Below are 20,804 nucleotides of genomic sequence, written 5' to 3'. Positions count from 1 at the left end.
CTCAGCCCGTTGTCGGGTGGCTGGTCAGGTAGCCGCCCATGGTCCGGAAGTAGTCGGTGGCGGCGTGTTCGACGCCGTCCTCGGTGCGCACCTGTTCGAGCCGGAGGCCGTGGTTGTGGCCGCGGCGCGCGTCCGCGCCCGCGACGATGACCACGCCGTCGCCCTCGCGGATGAAGATCCGGCCGGGGGTGCCGCCGTAGCGGCCCTTGGACACCGACGCCCGCAGCACCCGCAGACGCGCACCGCGGTGGTAGGTGAACGCGTTGGGGTAGGGATCGGACTGGGCGCGGACCAGCCGTTCGATGTCCTCGGCCGGCCAGCTCCAGTCGATGCGACTGTCCTCAATGGACCTCTTGTGGAAGAAGCTGGCCTTGCCTCGGTCCTGCGGTGTCCAGTCGCGCCGCCCGGAGGCGATCAGGGCGAGCGCCTCGGCGAGGACCGGCTCGATCAGGTCCACGGTGCGGTGGAACAGGTCGGTGGCGGTGTCGCGCGGGCCGACCGGGATGGCGCGCTGCACGACGATGTCCCCGGCGTCGAGCTGGTCGTTCATCATGTGGGCGGTGACGCCCACCTCGGGCTCGCCGTTGATCAGCGCCCAGATCAGCGGGGAGAACCCGGCGTAGGCGGGCAGCAGGGAGTCGTGCACGTTCAGGGTGCCCAGCCGGGGGAGGGCGAAGATCTCCGGCGGAATCCAGGTCCGCCAGTTGTTCGCCACGATGAGGTCGGGCTCGATCCGCTCCAGCCGGCGCACCAGCTCCGCGTCGGGCCGGTTGCGCAGCACCACGTCCACGCCGTTGGCGGTGGCCAGTTCCGCCACCGAGTCCGACCAGATCCGCTCGTAGGCGTGGTCGGATCTGGGGTGGGTCACGACGAGGGCGACCTCGTGCGGGGAGTCCAGCAGCGCGCGCAGTGTCCGGTGTCCCCAGGTCTGGTAACCGAACATGACGATACGCATGCGTGCCCTCCTAGCTGTCGGCGGTGAACGGTCGGCCGCACGGGGCGCCGACCCACCCAGACAACGCGACCGCGGCGCGGGGCACAACGCCCGAACGGGCTAACTAAGGTAAGGCTAAGTTACGTTAGGGTCGCCTCTGTTCCCTTCGGTGGTGCCACCGGGTGCGGCCCCCGCCCGGGGCCGGGTGTGCCGGTGGTGTCGGCGAAGGCCGTGACGACGAGATGTCCGCCCAATCGATCGGCTGCTCGACCAGGTGATGGGACAGGTATGACACAGGCAGCACAGGAACGGGTGTACGACGTGGTGGGCGTGGGCTTCGGGCCGTCCAACCTCGCCCTGGCGGTGGCGGTGGCCGAGCACAACGCGGTCGCCGAGCCCGCCGACCGGATCACCGCGCGTTTCCTGGAGCGGCAGCCCGGGTTCGGCTGGCACCGGGGCATGCTCATCGACGACGCCACCATGCAGGTGTCCTTCCTCAAGGACCTGGTGACCCTGCGCGACCCGACCAGCCGGTTCAGCTTCCTGTCCTATTTGCACAGTCGCGGTCGGCTGGTCGACTTCGTCAACCACAAGAACCTCTTCCCGCTGCGGGTGGAGTTCCACGACTACTTCGAGTGGGCCGCCGGCCAGGTCGGGGACCTGGTCAGCTACGGGCGGGAGGCGGTGGCCGTGCGGGTGGCCGCGGGTGGCGAGGCGGACGGGCAGGTCGAGGTGGAGGCGCGCCACCGCGCCGGGGCGGACCGGCGGGAACTGCTGCGCGCCCGCAACCTGGTGCTGGCCACCGGTCTGCGGCCGAGGCTGCCCGACGGGATCAGCGCGTCGGCGCGGATCTGGCACAACAGCGAACTGCTGCACCGGATCGGCGCGGTCGACCAGAACCGGGCGGCCCGCTTCGTGGTGCTCGGCGCGGGCCAGAGCGCGGCCGAGGTCACCGCCTTCCTGCACACGCGGTTTCCCCGCGCCGAGGTGTGCGCGGTCTTCTCCCGCTACGGCTACAGCCCCGCCGACGACAGCCCGTTCGCCAACCGGATCTTCGACCCGGCTGCCGTCGACGACTTCTACGCCGCGCCCGAGGAGGTCAAGGCGGCCCTGATGCGCTACCACGGCAACACCAACTACTCCGTGGTCGACGTGGACCTGATCGAGGACCTCTACCGGCGGGTCTACCGGGAGAAGGTGTCCGGGGCGCGGCGCCTGCGGGTGTTCAACGTCTCCCGGCCGGCGGAACTGGTCGAGACCGGGGACGGGGTGCGGGTCACGGTGGAGGACCTGGTCAGCGGGGAGCACACCGTGCTGCGCGCCGACGTGGTGGTGTGCGCGACCGGCTACCGCCCGGACGATCCGCTCTCGCTGCTGGGTGAGGTGGGTGAGCGGTGCCGGCGCGACCGGCAGGGCCGGGTGGAGGTGGACCGCGACTACCGGCTGCGCACCTCCGCCCCGCTGCGGTCGGGCATCTACCTGCAGGGGCGGGCCACCGAGCACAGCCACGGGATCACCTCCTCGCTGCTGTCCAACGGCGCGGTGCGGGCCGGGGAGATCCTGCGCTCGATCCTGGACCGGCGAGCCGAGCCGGTCCGGTCACCGCGCCCGGTCACGCAGAAACCGGCGACCGTGTAGCCGGGGTGGGCGGCGGTTGATCATCGGCTGTTAGGTTAAGCTAACCTAATGAACGCGCACCGTGACGCGATCGGCACAGCACTGCTCGCGTGCGTGGGCGCGGACACGTCGAGGTGAAGGGAAGCCGTCGCAGATGACCAGCCCGCCGACCGCCAAGGCCGAGCCCAGCGTGCGTCCGTACCGGGTCTTTCCGGTGACCGTGCGAGGCGCGGTCCTGGTCACCCCGCGAATGCGGCGGATCACCCTGGCGGGCGCGGAACTCGCCGGCGCCACCAGTTCCGGCCTGGACCAGCGGATCAAGGTGCTGCTCCCGCAGGACGGCCAGCGGGAACCGGTCATCGGCGGCGACGGCGACTGGTACCAGCACCACCAGCGCCTGCCCGAGGAGGTCAGACCGGTCATGCGGACCTACACGGTGCGCCGGTTCCGGCCCTGGGACAACGAACTCGACGTGGACTTCGTGCTGCACGGCGACACCGGCCCGGCCTCGCGCTGGGCGGCCAGGGCGGTTGTGGGCGACCGGCTGGCCGTCGTGGCCCCCGACGCCCAGCACACGCCGATCATCGGCTACGAGTACCGCCCACCGCGGACCAGCGAGTGGTCGCTGATCGCCGGGGACGAGACCGCCCTGCCGGCGATCGGCGCGATCGTGGAGTCCCTGGGGCCGCACGACCGGGCGGAGGTGTTCGTCGAGGTCGCCGACCAGACGGAGGTGCAGCCGCTGGTGAGCGTGGCCGACGTGCGGTTCACCTGGATCTGCCGCGACGGCGCGCGGCCCGGCCAGCCCCGCGGCCTGCTCCCGGCGGTGCGCGCCGCCGCCCTCCCGGACCGCCCCGGCTACGCGTGGCTGGCCGGCGAGGCCGGGATGATCGCCCGGCTGCGGCGGCACCTGGTGGGTGAGCGTGGTTTCGACCGCGGGTCGGTGTACTTCTCCGGCTACTGGAAGTCCGAGGACCACCGGGCATGACGCGACCACGGCCGCGCCAAGGCCCCGCGCCGATCGGCGGCTAGCGGGATGTCCAGGACGCTCGGCCTGCTGCTGGCACTGGCCCTGCTGGGGCTGGTGGTCGTGCTCAGCGTCGCGGTCGGCGCGGAGAACGTGCCCCTGGGCACGGTGTGGCACGCCCTGCTCGGCGGCAGGACCGACTACCACAGCAAGATCGTCCTCGACCTGCGGCTGCCCCGCACGCTGGTCGGCCTGGCCGCGGGGGTGGCGCTCGGGCTGGCCGGCACGCTGATGCAGGCGTTGACCCGCAACCCGCTCGCCGACCCGGGCATCCTGGGCGTCAACTCGGGCGCGGCCTGCGCGGTGGTGTGCGCGATCGCCCTGCTCGGGGTGGACTCACCCCTGGGGTACGTGTGGTTCTCCTTCGCCGGGGCCGCGGTGGCCTCGCTGGTGGTGTACGCGCTGGGCCTGCGCGGAGCCAACTCCGGTCCGGTCCGGCTGGCGCTGGCCGGCACCGCGGTCTCGGCCGTGCTCAGCGGCCTGACCTCCACGATCCTGGTGCGCGACGCCGCGACGCTGGAGGTGGTCCGGTTGTGGCAGGTCGGCTCGCTGGCCGGGCGCGACATCGGGCTGCTCGCCCAGCTGCTGCCGTTCCTGCTGGCCGGAGCCGTGCTGGCGGTGCTGCTGGCCGGCCCGCTCAACGCCATCGCGCTCGGCGACGAACTCGGCGCCGCCCTCGGCGCGCGCGTCGGGCTGACCCGGGTGCTGTGCGGGGTGGCCGTGGTGCTGCTGTGCGGCGCGGCCACGGCCGTGGCCGGCCCGATCGGGTTCGTCGGCCTGGTCGTCCCGCACGCCGTGCGCATGCTCGCCGGCGCCAACCTGCGCTGGGTGCTGCCGTACTCCATGGTCGTCGCGCCGATCCTGCTGATCACCGCCGACATCGCGGGCCGGCTGGTCGCCCGCCCCGACGAACTGGAAGTGGGTGTGGTGACCGCTTTCCTCGGCGCTCCGCTGTTCATCGTGCTCGTTCGCCGGTACCGGACGGTGCGCCGGTGAGCGCGCCCGCCGGCCGGGGGCGGCAGGCACCGCGCCCGACCCAGCTGTCGCCCGCCGCCATCGGCCACCCGCTGCGGGTGGCGGGCGGACGCGTGTCACTGCGGGTGCACCGCCGCGCCGTGCTGGTGGCGGTCGGGCTCGCCGCCGCGACCCTGGCGGTGTTCCTGGTCAGCCTGGTGGTGGGCGACTACCCGATCGCGCTGCCCCGGGTGCTGCTCGCACTGCTCGGGGAGGGCGCGCGGCTGGACCGGTTCTTCGTGGTGGACGTCCGGTTGCCCCGGGTGCTGCTGGCGCTGACCATCGGCGCCGCCCTGGCGGTGAGCGGCGCGGTGTTCCAACGCCTGTCCCGCAACCCGCTGGGCAGCCCGGACCTGGTCGGCTTCAACGACGGCGCGGCCACCGGCGCGCTGCTGGCCTCGGTGGCCCTCGGCGGCGCGGCGCTGTCCTCGCCACTGGGGGCGGTGCTGGGCGGCACGCTGACCGCGCTGCTGGTCTACCTGCTGGCCTACCGGCAGGGGGTACAGGGCGCGCGCCTGGTGCTGGTGGGCATCGGGGTCAGCGCCATGCTGTCCTCGGTGCGCTCCTACCTGATCACCCGGTCCGACCTGACCGCGGCGCAGGGCGCGCTGGCCTGGCTGGTGGGCAGCCTGAACGGGCTGGGCTGGGCGCAGTTCTGGCCGGTGCTGACCGGGGTGCTGGTCTGCGGGCTGGCCGTCGTGCCGCTGAGCCGGCAGCTGAGCCTGATCGAGATGGGCCCGGACGTGAGCGGCGGGCTGGGGGTGGCGGTGCAGCGCGCCCAGCTGGTCCTGATGTTGGCCGCGGTGGGCCTGACCGCGTTCGCCTCGGCCTACTCCGGCCCGATCCACTTCGTCGCGCTGGCCGCGCCGCAGCTGGCCCGGCGGCTGGCCCGCACGGCGGGCGCGGCCCTGCTGAGCACGGCGCTGATGGGCGCGCTGCTGCTGGCCGCGGCGGACCTGGTGGCACAGCGGCTGTTCGCCCCCGTCCAGTTCCCGGTCGGGGCGGCGACCTTGGTGGTCGGTGGTGCCTACCTGGGCTGGCTGTTGGCCCGCGAGCGGGGCGAAGGCCGCGTCTGACGCCGCCCGGGTTCACTCGAAGGCAGTAATCCGCACCGTGTTTTTTAGGTTAACCTAACCTAAGTTATGCCGGGTGCTGAGACACCGCGCTGATGTCACCGCGGAGATCCGGGCGAGACACGAGTGGAGGGTTCATGACCAATCCCTTCGACGACGAGAACGGCACCTTCCTGGTCCTGGTCAACGACGAGGGACAGCACTCGCTGTGGCCGTCGTTCGCCGAGGTGCCGGCGGGCTGGCGCACCGTGCACGGGCCGGACACTCGACAGTCCTGTGTGGACTACGTTGAGACGCACTGGACCGACATGCGCCCGCTCAGCCTGATCAGGGCGATGGAGTCCACTTCGGACTGAGGGCGGCGCGGCGGCGGCCATCCGCCGGCCCCGCCGCCAGCCCACCCCGCACACCCGGCTCGCCGCCCGCGGCCCCGCACCCACCGCGACCGGTCCGCCCCACGGCACCGGCGCCGCCCCGGTGTGCCCGGCCGCCCCGCGCCGGTGTTCCGGCCCGCGCCCGGTGCGCGTCGGCCGCATCGCTCCCCGGAAAACCCCACGCCGCCGGCCGACCACGTCACGCCGCCGCAACGCGCGGACACCTGACGCCTCGGTGGGACGAAGTCGGTGAGACGAAAAGGAGCCGTACCCGGATGGCCGCCCAGGACCGAACAGCCACCGACCACCCCGCCGACGGCACCGGCCAGGACGGCCAGCCCGACCGGGACGGCCAGCCCGACCAGCCTGGCCGGGACGGCCAGGACGGCAGCGCGGACGCGCCCGGCCTCAGCCGCCGCCAACTGCTGGGCGGCACCGCCGGAGTGGCCTCCCTCGCGGTGTTCGCCTACGGGATGAGCCGTGCGGCCCTGGCCCGCCGACCGGCCGACCCCGCGCCAGCCGCGGCGGCCCAACCCGGCGCGGGCGGACACGCCGCACATCGCCCCGGCCAACCGGCCGGCGCCGTCCAGCCGGTCGCACTGGCCCGGCCGCCCGGCGACCCCGCGCCGAGCGCCACCGAACTCACCCCGTTCCAGGACCCGCTGCGGATTCCGCCGACCCTGCCGCTGCGCGAACGCGACGGCGTCTGGCACGGCACCGTCCGCATGCGCACCAGCTGGACCCGACTGCACGCCCAGCTGCCGCACACCCGGGTCTGGGCCTACGAGGGCCACTACCCGGGGCCGACCATCGAGGTGCGCCGGGGCCAGCGGCTCCGCGTCACCTGGACCAACGAACTCACCGGCGAGTACCCGCTGCCCGTGGTGGAACTGCCCTTCGCGGTGGGCAGCCAGCCCTACCAGTGGGACCGGCCGGGCCGGGAGGGCGGCACGCCCCGCGCCGACGTGGCCGCGCTGCCCCCGTGGGTGGCGGTGCACCTGCACGGCGCGCTGACCGGGGGCGGCCAGGACGGCTGGCCGGAGAACGCGGTGCTGCCGGGTGACTCGCAGCTGTCCGAGTACGCCAACGACCAGGCCGCGGCCACCCTCTGGTACCACGACCACGCCATGCACATCACCCACCTCAACGTGCTGACCGGGCTGACCGCGGGCATGTACCTGATCCGCGACGACGAGGAGCGGGCCCTGCGGCTGCCGTCCGGCCGCTACGAGATCCCGCTGATCCTGTCCGACCACAACCTGGACACCGACGAGCGGGGCCGGCTCACCGGCGGCCTGCTGTACAAGACGATCGTCACCCAGCCGCAGGGCGTGCGGCTGGTGCGGCCGTTCACCGGCCCGTACTCGGTGGTCAACGGCGTCATCTGGCCGTATCTGGACGTCGAGCCGCGCTGGTACCGGTTCCGCCTGCTCAACGCCGCCAACATGCGGCCGTACAGCCTGCGCTTCGAGGACGAGCACGGGGAGCGGGTGCCGGCGGGGACCGTGCACCAGATCGGCGCGGACGCCGGGCTGCTGCCGGCGCCCACCGCGGTGGACGCGGACCTGGTGGTGCTGCCGGCGGAACGGGTCGACCTGCTGGTCGACTTCCGCGCGCTGGCCGGGCGCAGGGTGCGGATCACCAACCGCTACGCCACCCCGCCCGTCCCCCACGTGATGGAGTTCCGGGTCGGCGACGGCCGGGTGCGGGACGAGTTCAGGCTGCCCCCGGTCGTCTCCGGCTCGTTCACCCGGGTCACCGACCAGGACCTGGCCGGCCGACCGGAACGGCTCGTCATGGTCACCCCGGTGTCCCCGCCGGACGCGCAGCTGTGGGAGATGGAGCGGACCGACCCGCCCACCGGGCCGCTGCCCATCGACGGCATCGTGCAGATCCAGGAGGACGACGGCAGCGTCAGCACCTACCGGCGGATCGCCACCCTGCCCAGCGAACCGGTCAACTACTACGTCGAGCGGGACTCCTGGGAACGCTGGTCCTTCCTCAGCCTGGAACCGGCCGCCGGCGCGTTCCCGCACCCCATGCACCTGCACGCGACCTCCTTCCAGGTGCTGGCCAGGGAAGCCTGGGACGTCAGGGGTTTCCAGTACTTCCGGCTGGCCGACGGGGTGAGCTTCGGCGGCGGCACGGTGACCCCGATCAAGCGGGTGGGCGTCAGGCAGGTCGGGCCGGGCGAGCGGGGCTGGAAGGACGTCACCTCGCTCTCGCCGGGCGAGAAGGTGACCGTCGCCGCCCGGTTCACCGGGGTGAGCGGGCGCTACGTCTACCACTGCCACAACTACGAGCACGAGGACATGGCGATGATGCGGCCCTTCGTGGTGATGCCGTCCGCCGTGTTGGCGATGGACCCGCACCGCGGCCACGACGGAACGGGCGGCGCGCACTAACACCGTCCACATCGGACATACGCCGAAGGGTTTTCCCCAGCCACCGGGAGAGTTAGCGTCAATGACCGACCTCGGCACCACACCACTCCCGCTGACCGCGGCCCAGGCCGGCCTGTGGTACGCGCAGCGGGTGGATCGCGACAACCCGACCTACAACACCGCGGAGTACGTCGAGATCACCGGACCGCTCGAACACACCGCGCTCGCCGAGGCCGTGCGGGAGACCTTCGCGGATGCGGACGGGCTGCGGGCGCGGTTCACCACCGAGCGGGGCGAGGCGGTGCAGTGGATCTCGCCGCTGCCGGAGCAGCCGCTGGCCGTGGTGGACCTGAGCGGACGGGCGGACCCGGCCGGGGCGGCGCACGCGTGGATGCGCGCGGACCTGGACACCCCGGTGGACCTGTGCGACGGGCCGCTGTTCACCGAGGCGCTGCTGCGGCTGAGCCCCGAAAAGCACTTCTGGTACCAGCGGTTCCACCACATCCTGCTGGACGCCTACGGGTTCGCCATGATCACCAGGCGGGTCGCCGAGCGCTACTCGGCGGTGCTGGCCGGACAGCCGCCCAGCACCGCCCCGTTCCAGCCGCTGCGCGCCCTGGTCGAGGAGGACCTGGCCTACTGGTCGTCCCCGGCCCGCGCCGCTGACCGTCGCTTCTGGACACAGCGGCTGGCCGGCCCACCCGAGGTGGCCAGCCTGGCCACGCGCACGGCGCCGGCCGCGCACCGCTTCCTGCGGGAGACCGCCGTGCTCGACGCCGAGGTGGCGGCCGGCCTGGCCGCGCTGGCCGCCCGAGGCGGGGCCGGCTGGGCGGAACTGGTGATCGCGGCCGGCGCCGCCCTGCTGCACCGGTGCACCGGTGCCAGCGACGTGGTGCTGGGCCTGCCGGTGATGGGCCGGTTGGGCTCGGTGGCCGCGCGGGTTCCGGCCAGCACCGTGAACGTGCTGCCGCTGCGGCTGGACCTGTCCCCGTGGACCAGCCTGGGCGAGCTGCTCGCCGGCGTGCGGACCGAACTGCGCGCGCTGCGCGCCCACCAGCGCTACCGAGGCGAGGACATCCGCCGCGACCTGCGGCTGCTCGGCCAGGACCGCCGGCTGGTGGGACCGTGGATCAACATCAAGCCGTTCGACACGCGGCTGGACTTCGCCGGCAGCCCGGCAACCGTGCACCACCTGGCCGCCGGTGCCGTGGACGACCTGACCATCACGGTCAGCGGCGCGCCCCGGGACGGCGTGCTGCTCCAGTTCGACGCCAACCCCCACTGCTACCGGCCCACCGAGCTGGCCCAGCACCTGGCGGCGTTCCAGGACGTGCTCGGCCAGCTGGCCGCCGCGCCCGCCGACCCGCCACTGGGGACGCTGCGGGTGACCCGCCAACCCCGGGCGGCGGCCGGCCCCGAGCGGGACGTGCCCGAGCAGGGGCTGGCCGACCTGGTCGAGGCCCAGGTGGCCCGCACCCCCACCGAGGTGGCCCTGGTCCACGCCGACCAGGAGCTGACCTACGCCGACCTCAACACCCGGGCCAACCGGCTGGCGCACCGGCTGATCGCGCACGGCGCGCGCGCCGAGCGGCTGGTGGCGGTCCTGCTGCCCCGGTCGGCCGAACTGGTGGTGGCGCTGCTGGCGGTGGCCAAGTCCGGTGCCGCCTACCTGCCACTGGACCCGGACCTGCCACCGGCCCGGCTGGCCGCGATGCTGGCCGACGCCCGACCGGCCGTGCTGGTGACCACCCCGGACACCGAAGTGGACAGTCCAATCGGGACGGTCCGGCTCGCCCCGGGGACCGACCAGGGCAGCGGCCCCGACACCAACCCGACCTCGGCCGAGACGGGCGGTGCGCGCCGGGGTGAGCACGCGGCCTACGTCATCCACACCTCGGGGTCCACCGGAACCCCCAAGGGCGTCATCGTGACCTCGGCCAACCTGGTCAACTTCCTGCACGCGATGCGGGCGGTGGTGCCGCTGCGGCCGACCGACCGGCTGCTCGCCGTCACCACGGTCGGCTTCGACATCGCCGCACTGGAGCTGTACCTGCCGCTGCTCGCCGGCGCCAGCGTGGTGCTGGCCAGCCGGGACGACACGCGCGACCCGGCGCTGCTGGCCGCGCTGCTCACCCGCTGCGGCGCCACCGTCGCGCAGGCCACCCCGGCGCTGTGGACGGGCCTGCTGGCCCACGACCCGAGCCCGGTGCGGGGACTGCGCGTGCTGGTCGGCGGGGAGCGGCTGCCGGCCGCGCTCGCCGCCGGACTGCGCGCCGCCGGCGCCGAGGTGACCAACCTCTACGGCCCGACCGAGACCACGGTCTGGTCGACCGCATGGCCCCTGGCCGAGGACCCGGCCGGGGACCCGCCGATCGGCCGGCCCATCGACAACACCCAGGTCCACCTGCTGGACCGGGCGCTCACCCCGGTGCGGCCGGACGCCATGGGCGAGCTGTACATCGGCGGCCGCGGGGTGGCCCGCGGCTACCTCAACCGGCCGGCGCTGACCGCGGGGCGATTCGTGGCCAACCCCTTCGGCCGGCCCGGATCGCTGCTCTACCGCACCGGTGACCTGGCCCGGTGGCGCGGCGACGGGGTGCTGGAGGTGCTCGGCCGGGTCGACGACCAGGTGAAGATCCGCGGCTTCCGGATCGAGCCGGGCGAGATCGAGGCGGCGCTGCTGCGCCAGCCCGGCGTGGCCCGCGCCGTGGTGACCGCACCGGCCGAGCCGGGCGGCACCCGCCGCCTGGTCGCCCACGTGGTGCCCACCGGCGAGGCGGCCGCGCTCGACCGCGCCGGGCTGCGCGCCGCACTCGCCGAACAGCTGCCCGACTACCTGGTGCCCTCGGCCGTGGTCGTGCTCGACGCGCTGCCGCTGACCCCCAACGGGAAGCTCGACCGGTCCGCGCTGCCCGTCCCCGACGCCGACGGCTCCGCCCGGGGCCGCCCGCCGCGCACACCCGCCGAACAGGTGCTGTGCCAGCTGTTCGCCGAGGTCCTCGGCAGGCGCGAGGTCGGGGTCGAGGACAACCTGTTCGACCTCGGCGGGCACTCGCTCACCGCGATCCGGCTGGCCGGCCGGGTGCGCGCGGTGCTCGGCGCGGAGCTGCCGGTCCGGCAGGTGTTCGACGCGCCCACCCCGGCCGCGCTGGCCGGGCACCTGGCACGCGGCACGCATCCCAGGCCCGTGCCGCGCGCCAGCGCCGAGCCCGGCCCCGTGCCGCTGTCCGCCGCCCAGCAGCAGCTGTGGTTCCTGCACCGGATGACCGGTGCCGGCGCCACCTACCACATCCCGCTGGCGCTGCGACTGTCCGGCGACCTCGACGCCGGGGCACTGGCCGAGGCCGTGCGCGACGTGGTGGCCCGGCACGAGAGCCTGCGCACGGTCATCCGCGACACCGGCGAGTCGGTCAGCCAGGTGGTGGTGGACCAGCCGGCGTCCTGGCCGGCGCTGCGCACCAGCACGTGCACCGCCGACCGGATCGACGCCGTGCTGGCCGAGCTGGTGCGCCGGCCGCTCGACCCGCTGGCCGGGCCACCGGTCGAGTTCCGGCTGTTCCACCTCGGGCCGGCCGACCACGTGCTGCTGGTGCTCCTGCACCACGTCATCGCCGACGAGTGGTCCCTGGACCGGCTGGTCGCCGACCTGGCCACCGCCTACACCGCGCGGCTGGCCGGCGCCGCGCCCGACTGGCCCGCGCCCCGGCTGCGCTACCGCGACCACGTGCGCTGGCAGCGCGACCTGCTCGGCGACGCGGACGACGACAGCAGCCTCGGCGCCCGGCAGCTGGCGCACTGGCGGCGGACCCTGGCCGGGCTGCCCGAGGAACTGTCCCTGCCCACCGACCGGCCCCGCCCGACCCACCCCACCGGGGCCGGTGACGCGCTGGGCTTCACCGTCCCGGCCGACACCCACGCCCGGTTGCGGGCCCTGGCGTCGGCCAGCGGGGTGAGCATGTTCATGGTGGCGCACGCGGCCCTGGCCGCGCTGCTCACCAAGCTCGGCGCGGGGGAGGACCTGCCCATCGGCGTCCCGGTGGCCGGCCGCACCGACCCGGCGTTCGACGAGGTGGTCGGCTTCTTCGTCAACCCGCTCGTGCTGCGCACCGACACCTCCGGCGGTCCGACCTTCACCGAACTGCTGCACCGGGTGCGCGACACCGACCTGACCGCGCTGTCCCACCAGGACCTGCCGTTCGCCCGGCTGGTCGAGGCGGTCAACCCGGTCCGGTCCGCCGCCCGCCACCCGCTGTTCCAGGTGATGCTGGACTTCCGGTCGGCCGGGGACCGGCCGGCGGACTTCGCCGGCCTGGCCGTGGACCGGGCCCTGCTGGACACCGGCACCGCCAAGTTCGACCTCGCCCTCACCCTGACCGAGCACGCGCGCGACGCGGGCCTGCACGGGCGCATCGAGTTCAGCACCGACCTGTTCGACCGCGACACCGTCGCCCGCCTCGCCCAGTGGCTGGTCACCCTGCTCACGGCCGTGGCCGACGACCCGCACCGGCCGGTGCACCGGATCGAGATCCTGTCCCCGGCGCAGCGGCGGCGGCAGCTGGACCTGGGCCGCGGCCCGGTGCTCGGGCTGGCCCCGCGGACCGTGCCGGCGATCTTCGAGCACCAGGTCGCCGTCGATCCCGGTGCGCTCGCCCTGTTCGACGACACCGTGCGGCTGACCTACGACCAGCTCAACGCCAGGGCCAACCGGCTGGCGCACGCGCTGATCCGGCGCGGTGTCGGCCCGGAGCGGGTGGTCGCGGTGCTGCTGCCCCGCTCGATCGAGGTCCTGGTCGGCCTGCTCGCCGTGGTCAAGGCGGGAGGGGTGTTCCTGCCGGTCGACCCGGACTACCCGGCCGAGCGGGTGGCGTTCGTGCTGCGCGACGCCCGACCCGCCCTGGTGCTCAGCACCTCGGCCGTGGCCGTGCCCGGCGGCGCGCCGCCCCACCTGCTGCTGGACACCCCCGAGCTGGCCGCCGAACTGGCCGGCCTGCCCGCCACCGACCCGACCGACGCCGACCGCACCGCGCCGCTGCGCCCGACCAACGCCGCCTACCTGATCTACACCTCGGGCTCGACCGGCACGCCCAAGGGCGTGGTCAGCACGCACGAGGGGATCACCGGGCTGGTGCGGACCTGGGACCGCACCGTGGGCACCGGGCCGGGCACCCGGCACCTCCAGTTCGCCTCGCCCAGCTTCGACATGATGTTCTCCGAGCTGGCGATGAGCCTGTTCGCCGGCGGCGCGCTCGCCGTGGTGCCGGCCGAGCAGCGGCTGGGCCCGGAACTGGCCGCGTTCGTCACCCGGCACGCGCTGACCCACGTGGACCTGCCGCCCGCCGCGCTGGCCACCATCCCCGACCGCGCGCTGCCGGACGGCATGACCGTCATCGTCGGCGCCGACCACTGCCCGCCCGACCTCATCGCCCGGTGGGCCGCGCACCACCCGGTGGTCAACGCCTACGGTCCGACCGAGTCCACGGTCAACGCCACCCTGTGGACCTGTCCGCCCGGCTTCACCGCCGGTCCGGTGCCGATCGGCCGGCCGGACGTGGACAAGCGCGCCCACGTGCTGGACGCGGGCCTGTGCCCGGTCCCGCCGGGCGTGGCCGGTGAGCTGTACCTCGGCGGCGCCGGACTGGCCCGGGGCTACCTGAACCAGCCAGCGCTGACCGCGGCCCGGTTCGTGGCCGACCCCTTCGGCGCGCCCGGCGCCCGCATGTACCGGACCGGCGACCTGGTCCGGTGGACCCCGGACGGGCAGCTGGACATGCTCGGCCGGGTCGACGACCAGGTGAAGATCCGCGGTTTCCGGGTGGAGCCTGGCGAGGTCGAGGCGGTGCTGGCGCGCCACCCGCTGGTGGCGGCCAGCGTGGTGGTGGCGCGCGCGGACGCGGCCACCGGCGCCCAGCTGGTCGGCTACGTGGTGGCGGCACCGGAGGCCGGCGCGGGCCGGCCCACCCCGGTGGAGCTGCGCCGGCACGTGGCGGCCAGCCTGCCCGCCCACCAGGTGCCGGCCGCGTTCGTGCTGCTGGACGCGCTGCCGCTGCTGCCGAACAGCAAGGTCGACCGGCGGGCCCTGCCCGCCCCGACCCGGTCCGCCGGGCTCACCGGCGTGGCCCCGCGCACCGACGGGGAGCGCCGGCTGTGCGCGGTGTTCGCCGACCTGCTCGGCCTGCCCGAGGTCGGCATCGACGACGACTTCTTCGCGGCCGGCGGCCACTCGCTGCTGGCCGCCCGGCTGGTCGGCCGGGTGCGCGCGGAACTGGGCGCCGAGCTGCCGCTGCGCCAGGTCTTCGACACCCCGACCGTGCGCGAGCTGGCCGCGCTGGTGGCCGACGCGGGCACGGCGCGTCCCGCACTCCGGCCGGCCGCGCGACCGGAGCCGCTGCCGCTGTCGTTCGCCCAGCACCGGCTCTGGCTGGTGGACCGGCTGACCGGCGGCAGCAGCTACACCGTGCCGATCGCGGTGACCCTGCGCGGGCCGCTGGACCCCGCCGCGCTGCGCCAGGCCGTCGCCGACGTGCTGGGCAGGCACGAGGTGCTGCGCACCCGCTACCCGGAGCGCGACGGCGGCCCGCACCAGGAGGTGCTGCCCCCGGGCGATGCCGCGCTGGCCGCGTGCCTGCCCGGCGAGCCCGTCGGGTCGGCGCCGGAGACGATCGACGCGGACCTGCTGGCCGCCGCCGACCGCCGCCTCGACCTGGCCGCCACCCCGCCGGTGCGGGTGACCCTGTTCCGGACCGCCCGGCACGAGCACGTGCTCCTGCTGCTGGTGCACCACATCGCCTGCGACGAGTGGTCGCTCGGCCCGCTGCTGCGCGACCTGGCCACGGCCTACCGGGCACGCGGCCAGGGCCGTGCCCCGGACTGGGCGCCGCTGCCCGTCCAGTACGCCGACTACGGCCTGTGGCAGCGCCAGCTGCTCGGCGAGCGCGCCGACCCGGCCAGCCGGGCGGGCCGCCAGCTCGCCCACTGGGTCCGCGTGCTCGCCGACGTCCCGGACCGGCACGAGCTGCCGCTGGCCACGCCCCGCCCGACCGCCCGGGCGGACGCCGAGGCCGGCGACCACGTCGAGTTCACCCCGTCGCCCCGGGCGCTGCGCGGAATCCGCGAGCTGGCCGCGCAGACCAGGACCACCCCGTTCATGGTGCTGCACGCCGCGGTCGCCGCCCTGCTCACCCGGCTGGGCGCCGGCACCGACCTGCCGCTGGGCGCGCCCTCGGCCGGCCGGGACGACACCGCACTGGACGAGCTGGTCGGGTTCTTCGTCAACACCCTGGTGCTGCGCACCGACACCTCGGGCGACCCGAGCTTCCGTGACCTGCTCGCCCGGGTCCGCCAGGTCGACCTCGCCGCCTACGCCCACCAGGACGTGCCGTTCGACCACGTGGTCGAGGCGGTCAGCCCGACCCGCCACGCCTCGGGCACCCCGCTGTTCCGGGTGCTGGTGATGCACCAGACCCAGCCGGACGAGCTGCGGTGGGGCGAGCTGACCAGCAGTGTCCGCCCGGTCCGGCTGCCCACCGCCAAGTTCGACCTGGCCTTCTCCTTCACCGAGCAGCAGGGCGCCGACCGGATGGCGGGCGTCATCAACTACCGCACCGCGCTGTTCGACCGGCCGGCCGTCCAGCGGCTGGCCGGCTGGCTGTGCCGGCTGCTCGACGCCGTGGTGGCCGACCCCGACGCCCGGATCAGCCGGGCCGCCCTGCTCACCCCGGACGAACACCGCCAGGTCCTGGTGGACTGGGGTAGCGGCGCGCCGGCCCGCCCCGCCGGCACCCTCACCGACCGGTTCGCCGCGGTGGTGCGCCGCGCGCCCGACGCGGTCGCGGTGCTCGCCGGCGACACCGAGCTGACCTACGCGGAGCTGGACGCGCGCGCCAGCGCGCTGGCGGCCCGGCTGCGCGGGCACGGCGTGGCCACCGAGGACGTCGTCGCGCTGGCCTGCCCGCGCTCGGCCGACCTGGTCGTGGCGATCCTCGCGGTCGTCCGCGCCGGCGCCGCCTACCTGCCGCTGCAACCCGGGCAGCCGGCCGACCGCGCCGCCGGACTGCTGCGGGACACCGGGGCGGCACTGCTGCTGGCCACCGCCGAGCACGCCCACCTCGCCGCGCGGGCCGGCCTGCCGCTGCTGCGCCTGGACCAGCCCGAGCCAGCCCACACCGATCCGGCTGGCCAGCACTTCCCACCCGGCCACCCCGACCAGCTGGCGTACGTGATGGTCACCTCCGGCTCGACCGGGACACCCAAGCGGGTCGCGGTCACCCACCGGGACGTGGCCGCGCTGGCCGGCGACCGGTGCTGGGACGGCGGCGGGCACGAGCGGGTCCTGCTGCACTCGCCGCACTCGTTCGACGCGGCAACCTACGAGCTGTGGGTTCCGCTGCTGCGCGGCGGCCGGGTGGTGGTGTGCCCGGACGGCGAGCTGACCCCGGGGCGGGTGCGCGACCTGGTCGACGCGCACGGCCTCACCGGCCTGTGGCTGACCGCGGGGCTGTTCGCCGTGCTGGCCGACGAGGACCCGGCCGCCCTGCGCGGCCTGCGCGAGGTGTGGACCGGCGGGGACGTGGTGTCCGCCGAGGCGGTGCGCCGGGTGCTGGCGGCCGTCCCGGACCTGACCGTGGTCAACGGCTACGGCCCCACCGAGACGACCACCTTCGCCACCCGCCACCCGATGACCGCCGGCCGGCCCCCGGCCGTGGACACCCCGATCGGCCGGCCCCTCGACGGCATGCGCGCCCACCTGCTCGACGCCTGGCTGCGCCCGGTCGGCGTGGGCGTGGTCGGCGAGCTGTACCTGGCCGGCGCCGGCCTGGCCCGCGGCTACCACGGCCAGCCCGCGCTGACCGCCGAGCGGTTCGTGGCCGACCCGCACGCGCCGGGCGAACGGATGTACCGCAGCGGCGACCTGGCCCGCTGGCGGCCGGACGGCCGCCTGGAGTTCGTCGGCCGCGCCGACGACCAGGTGAAGATCCGGGGTTTCCGGGTGGAGCCTGGCGAGGTCGAGGCGGTGCTGGCCGGCCACCCGGCGGTGCGCCGGGCCGCGGTGGTGGCCCGCGCCGACCGGCCGGCGGACCGGCGCCTGGTGGCCTACGCGGTGCTCACCGCACCCGCCGCGGTCGACGCCGAGGCGCTGCGCGAGCACCTGGCCGCGCGGCTGCCCGAGCAGCTGGTGCCCGCCGAGGTCGTGCTCGTGCCCGACCTGCCGCTGACCACCAACGGCAAACTCGACCGGGCCGCGCTGCCCGCGCCGGAACGGGTGCGCTGTCCCACCGCCCGCCGGCCGGTGGGACAGCGCGAGGAACTGCTGTGCGCGCTGCTCGCGGACCTGCTGGAGGTCGCCGAGGTCGGCCCGGACGAGAACTTCTTCGCCCTGGGCGGCCACTCCCTGCTGGCCATCCGGCTGGTCTCGCGCCTCCGCGCGGCCACCGGCGCCGAGCTGTCCGTGCGCGCCGTGTTCGAGGCGCCCACCGCGGCCGAGCTGGCGCGCCGACTGACCGGGGCCCGGTCCAGCCGGCCGGCACCGCGCGCCCAGCCGCGACCGGACCCGCTGCCGCTGTCCCCCGCCCAGCAGCGGCTGTGGTTCCTGCACCGGCTGGAGGGCCCCCACCCGGCCTACAACGTGCCCGTGGTGCTGCGGCTGTCCGGGCGGCTGGACCGCGCCGCGCTGCGCGCCGCCCTGACCGACGTGCTGGCCAGGCACGAGAGCCTGCGCACGGTCTTCCCCGAGGTCGACGGCGTGCCCAGGCAGGTGGTGCGCGATCCCGCCGAGGTGGCCGTGGACCTGGTCGAGGTGACCAGCACGGCCGAGCGGCTGGCCGACCACCTCGCCGAGGCGGCCCGGCACGAGTTCGACCTGGCCGCCGCTGTCCCGCTGCGCGCCACCCTGGTCACCTCGGGCACGGACGAGCACGTGCTGCTGCTCACCCAGCACCACATCGCCTGCGACGAGTGGTCGCTGCGTCCGCTGGTGGCCGACCTGGCCACCGCCTACCGCGCCCGGCTGCGTGGCCAGGCCCCGGACTGGGCACCGCTGCCCGTGCAGTACGCCGACCACGCGCTCTGGCAGCGGCAGACCCTGGGGGAGGCGACCGACCCGGACAGCGTGCTCGGCCGGCAACTGCGGTTCTGGCGCGCGGAGCTGGCCGGACTGCCCGAGGAGATCACCCTGCCCACCGACCGGCCCCGGCCGGCGACCCCGTCGCACACCGGGGGCGTGGTGGACTTCCAGGTGCCCGCCGACCTGGACCGGGCCCTGCGGGAGTTCGCGGTGCGCGCCGGCGCCAGCGTGTTCATGGTCTGCCAGGCGGTGCTGGCCGCGCTGCTGAACCGGCTGGGCGCGGGGACGGACATCCCGCTGGGCACGCCGGTCGCCGGCCGGGACGACGAGGCCGTGCGGGAGCTGGTCGGCTTCTTCGCGAACACCCTGGTGCTGCGCCTGGACCTGACCGGCGACCCGGACGCGCGGGAACTGGTGGCGCGCTCCCGCCGCGTGGTGCTGGCCGCGCTCGACCACCAGGACGTGCCGTTCGAGCAGGTCGTGGACGACCTGCGGCCGGCCCGGTCGCTGGCCAGGCACCCGCTGTTCCAGGTGCTGGTGTCCTACCAGCGGCGCGAACCGGTGCGCCCGGACCTGCCCGGCCTGGCCGTGGACGTGGACCTGATCGACACCGGCACGGCCAAGTTCGACCTCACCCTCGCCCTGGTCGACGACCCGGCCGGGGCCGGGCTGCGCGGCGCGCTGGTGCACCGCGCCGACCTGTTCGACCACGACACCGCGCACCGGCTGACCCGGCGCTGGCTGCGGCTGCTGGAGCAGGTGGTCACCCGCCCGCGGACCCGGCTGAGCCAGCTGGACGTGCTGCTGCCCGACGAGCGCGGCTGGCTGCTGGCCGGCGGCCACCCCAGCCCGCCCGCGCGCACGGACGCGCCAGCCACCATCCACGCGGCCGTCCACCGGTGGGCGGCCGCCACCCCGACCGCGCCCGCGATGTTCTCGCCCTCGGGCGTGGTCAGCCACGCCGACCTGGACCGGCGGGCCAACCGGCTGGCCAGGGCGCTGCTGGCCAGGGGAGCGGGCCCGGAGCGGCTGGTCGGCATCGCCCTGCCGCGCACGCCGGAGCTGCTGGTGGCGCTGCTGGCGGTGGCCAAGACCGGCGGCGCCTACCTGCCGCTGGACCCCGCCTACCCACCCGACCGGCTGGCGTTCACGGTCGCCGACGCCGACCCGGTGCTGGTGCTGACCACCACGGCACTGGCCGGGCGGCTGCCGGCGGCGGCCCGGCGGCTGTGCCTGGACGCGCCCGAGGTGGCCGAGGAACTGGCCGGCCTGGCCGACGGGGAGGTGACCGACCGGGAACGGCCCGCGCCCGGCCACGGCGAGCACCCGGCCTACGTCAGCTACACCTCCGGGTCCACCGGCCGCCCCAAGGGCGTGGTGGTGCCGCAGCGCGCCGTGCTCAACCTGGCCGCATGGGCGCGCACCGCGCTGGGGCCGGCCGCGCTGGCCAGGACGCTGGCGACCACGTCGTTGAACTTCGACGTCTCGGTGATCGAGACCCTGGTGCCGCTGGTCTGCGGCGGCGGTGTGGAACTGGCCGCCGACCTGCTGGAGCTGGCCGCCGACCCGGACCGGGCGTGGACCGCGGGCCTGGTCAGCGGGGTGCCCTCGGTGCTGGACGCGGTGCTGGCCGACCCGCCGCCCCGGCTGGACGCCCGGGTGCTGATCGCGGCCGGCGAGGTGTTCGGCGCGCGGCTGCTCGGTCGGGTCCGCGCGGCACTGCCGGGCGCGCGCGTGGTCAACGCCTACGGCCCGACCGAGGCCACGGTGTACGCCACCGCGTGGTTCGCACCCACCGACCCGGACGACACCGCGGGCGCGCCGCCGATCGGCCGCCCGATCGCCGGTGCCCGCGCCCACGTGCTGGACGCGGCGCTGCGGCCGGTGCCACCCGGGGTGACCGGCGAGCTGTACCTGGCCGGGCCGGGGCTGGCCCGCGGCTACCTCAACCAGCCGGGCCGCACCGCCGAGCGGTTCGTGGCCAGCCCGTTCGGCTCGCCGGGGGAGCGGCTGTACCGCACCGGCGACCTGGTCCGCTGGACCACCGGCGGCGAGCTGCGGTTCGTGGGCCGCGCCGACGAGCAGGTGAAGATCCGCGGCTTCCGGATCGAGCCGGGCGAGGTCGAGGCGGCGCTCACCGCCCTGCCGGCAGTGGCCGACGCGGCCGTGGTGGCGCGCGAGGACACCCCGGGCACCCGGCGGCTGGTCGGCTACGTGACGCCGAGGCCCGACCGCGACTGCGACCCGGCGGAGCTGCGCGCGGCCCTGGCCACGACCCTGCCCGACCACCTGGTGCCCGCCGAGATCGTGGTGCTGGCCGC

At 75.4% G+C, this 20,804-nt stretch carries 8 protein-coding genes (1 of these 8 cut by a window edge); 7 read left to right on the top strand and 1 reads right to left on the bottom strand.

All coding sequences use genetic code 11. The features are described from left to right. Position 1 precedes the first annotated feature (1 nt). Positions 2-955 carry a methionyl-tRNA formyltransferase gene (locus LX83_RS00515; RefSeq protein WP_253765746.1) on the bottom strand — a complete coding sequence of 318 codons (954 nt, stop codon included), beginning with the start codon at positions 953-955 and terminating at the stop codon, positions 2-4. A gap of 267 nt (positions 956-1,222) precedes the next feature. Between LX83_RS00515 and LX83_RS00510 the strand changes: the two genes are divergently transcribed. From LX83_RS00510 to LX83_RS00480, 7 genes are all read left to right on the top strand, one after another. Continuing rightward, entirely contained in the window at positions 1,223-2,572 is a 1,350-nt protein-coding gene (locus LX83_RS00510) for a lysine N(6)-hydroxylase/L-ornithine N(5)-oxygenase family protein (RefSeq protein ID WP_253765744.1), read from the top strand. Positions 2,573-2,705: 133 nt separating this feature from the next. Further along, complete coding sequence (locus LX83_RS00505) at positions 2,706-3,539, top strand: siderophore-interacting protein (protein ID WP_253765742.1); 834 nt, start codon at positions 2,706-2,708, stop codon at positions 3,537-3,539. A 48-nt stretch (positions 3,540-3,587) separates the two neighbouring features. Beyond that, a complete protein-coding gene (locus LX83_RS00500) occupies positions 3,588-4,574 on the top strand; it encodes a FecCD family ABC transporter permease (RefSeq protein WP_253765740.1) in 987 nt (328 codons plus the stop codon). Next, entirely contained in the window at positions 4,571-5,668 is a 1,098-nt protein-coding gene (locus LX83_RS00495; RefSeq protein WP_253765738.1) for a FecCD family ABC transporter permease, read from the top strand. The genes LX83_RS00500 and LX83_RS00495 overlap by 4 nt, the downstream gene beginning before the upstream one ends. A gap of 134 nt (positions 5,669-5,802) precedes the next feature. Next, complete coding sequence (locus LX83_RS00490; protein WP_253765736.1) at positions 5,803-6,021, top strand: MbtH family protein; 219 nt, start codon at positions 5,803-5,805, stop codon at positions 6,019-6,021. 293 nt (positions 6,022-6,314) lie between these two features. Beyond that, positions 6,315-8,444 carry a multicopper oxidase family protein gene (locus tag LX83_RS00485; protein WP_253765734.1) on the top strand — a complete coding sequence of 710 codons (2,130 nt, stop codon included), beginning with the start codon at positions 6,315-6,317 and terminating at the stop codon, positions 8,442-8,444. Positions 8,445-8,505: 61 nt separating this feature from the next. Then, positions 8,506-20,804: the 5' portion of a non-ribosomal peptide synthase/polyketide synthase gene (locus LX83_RS00480; RefSeq protein ID WP_253765732.1), read on the top strand. It continues 6,499 nt past the right edge of the window; only the first 12,299 of its 18,798 coding nucleotides appear in the window; its start codon is at positions 8,506-8,508; its stop codon lies off the right edge, out of view.

This window comes from Goodfellowiella coeruleoviolacea, from assembly GCF_024171785.1.
Taxonomy (GTDB): Bacteria; Actinomycetota; Actinomycetes; order Mycobacteriales; family Pseudonocardiaceae; genus Goodfellowiella; species Goodfellowiella coeruleoviolacea.
This window is presented reverse-complemented; position numbering and strand designations above follow the sequence as displayed.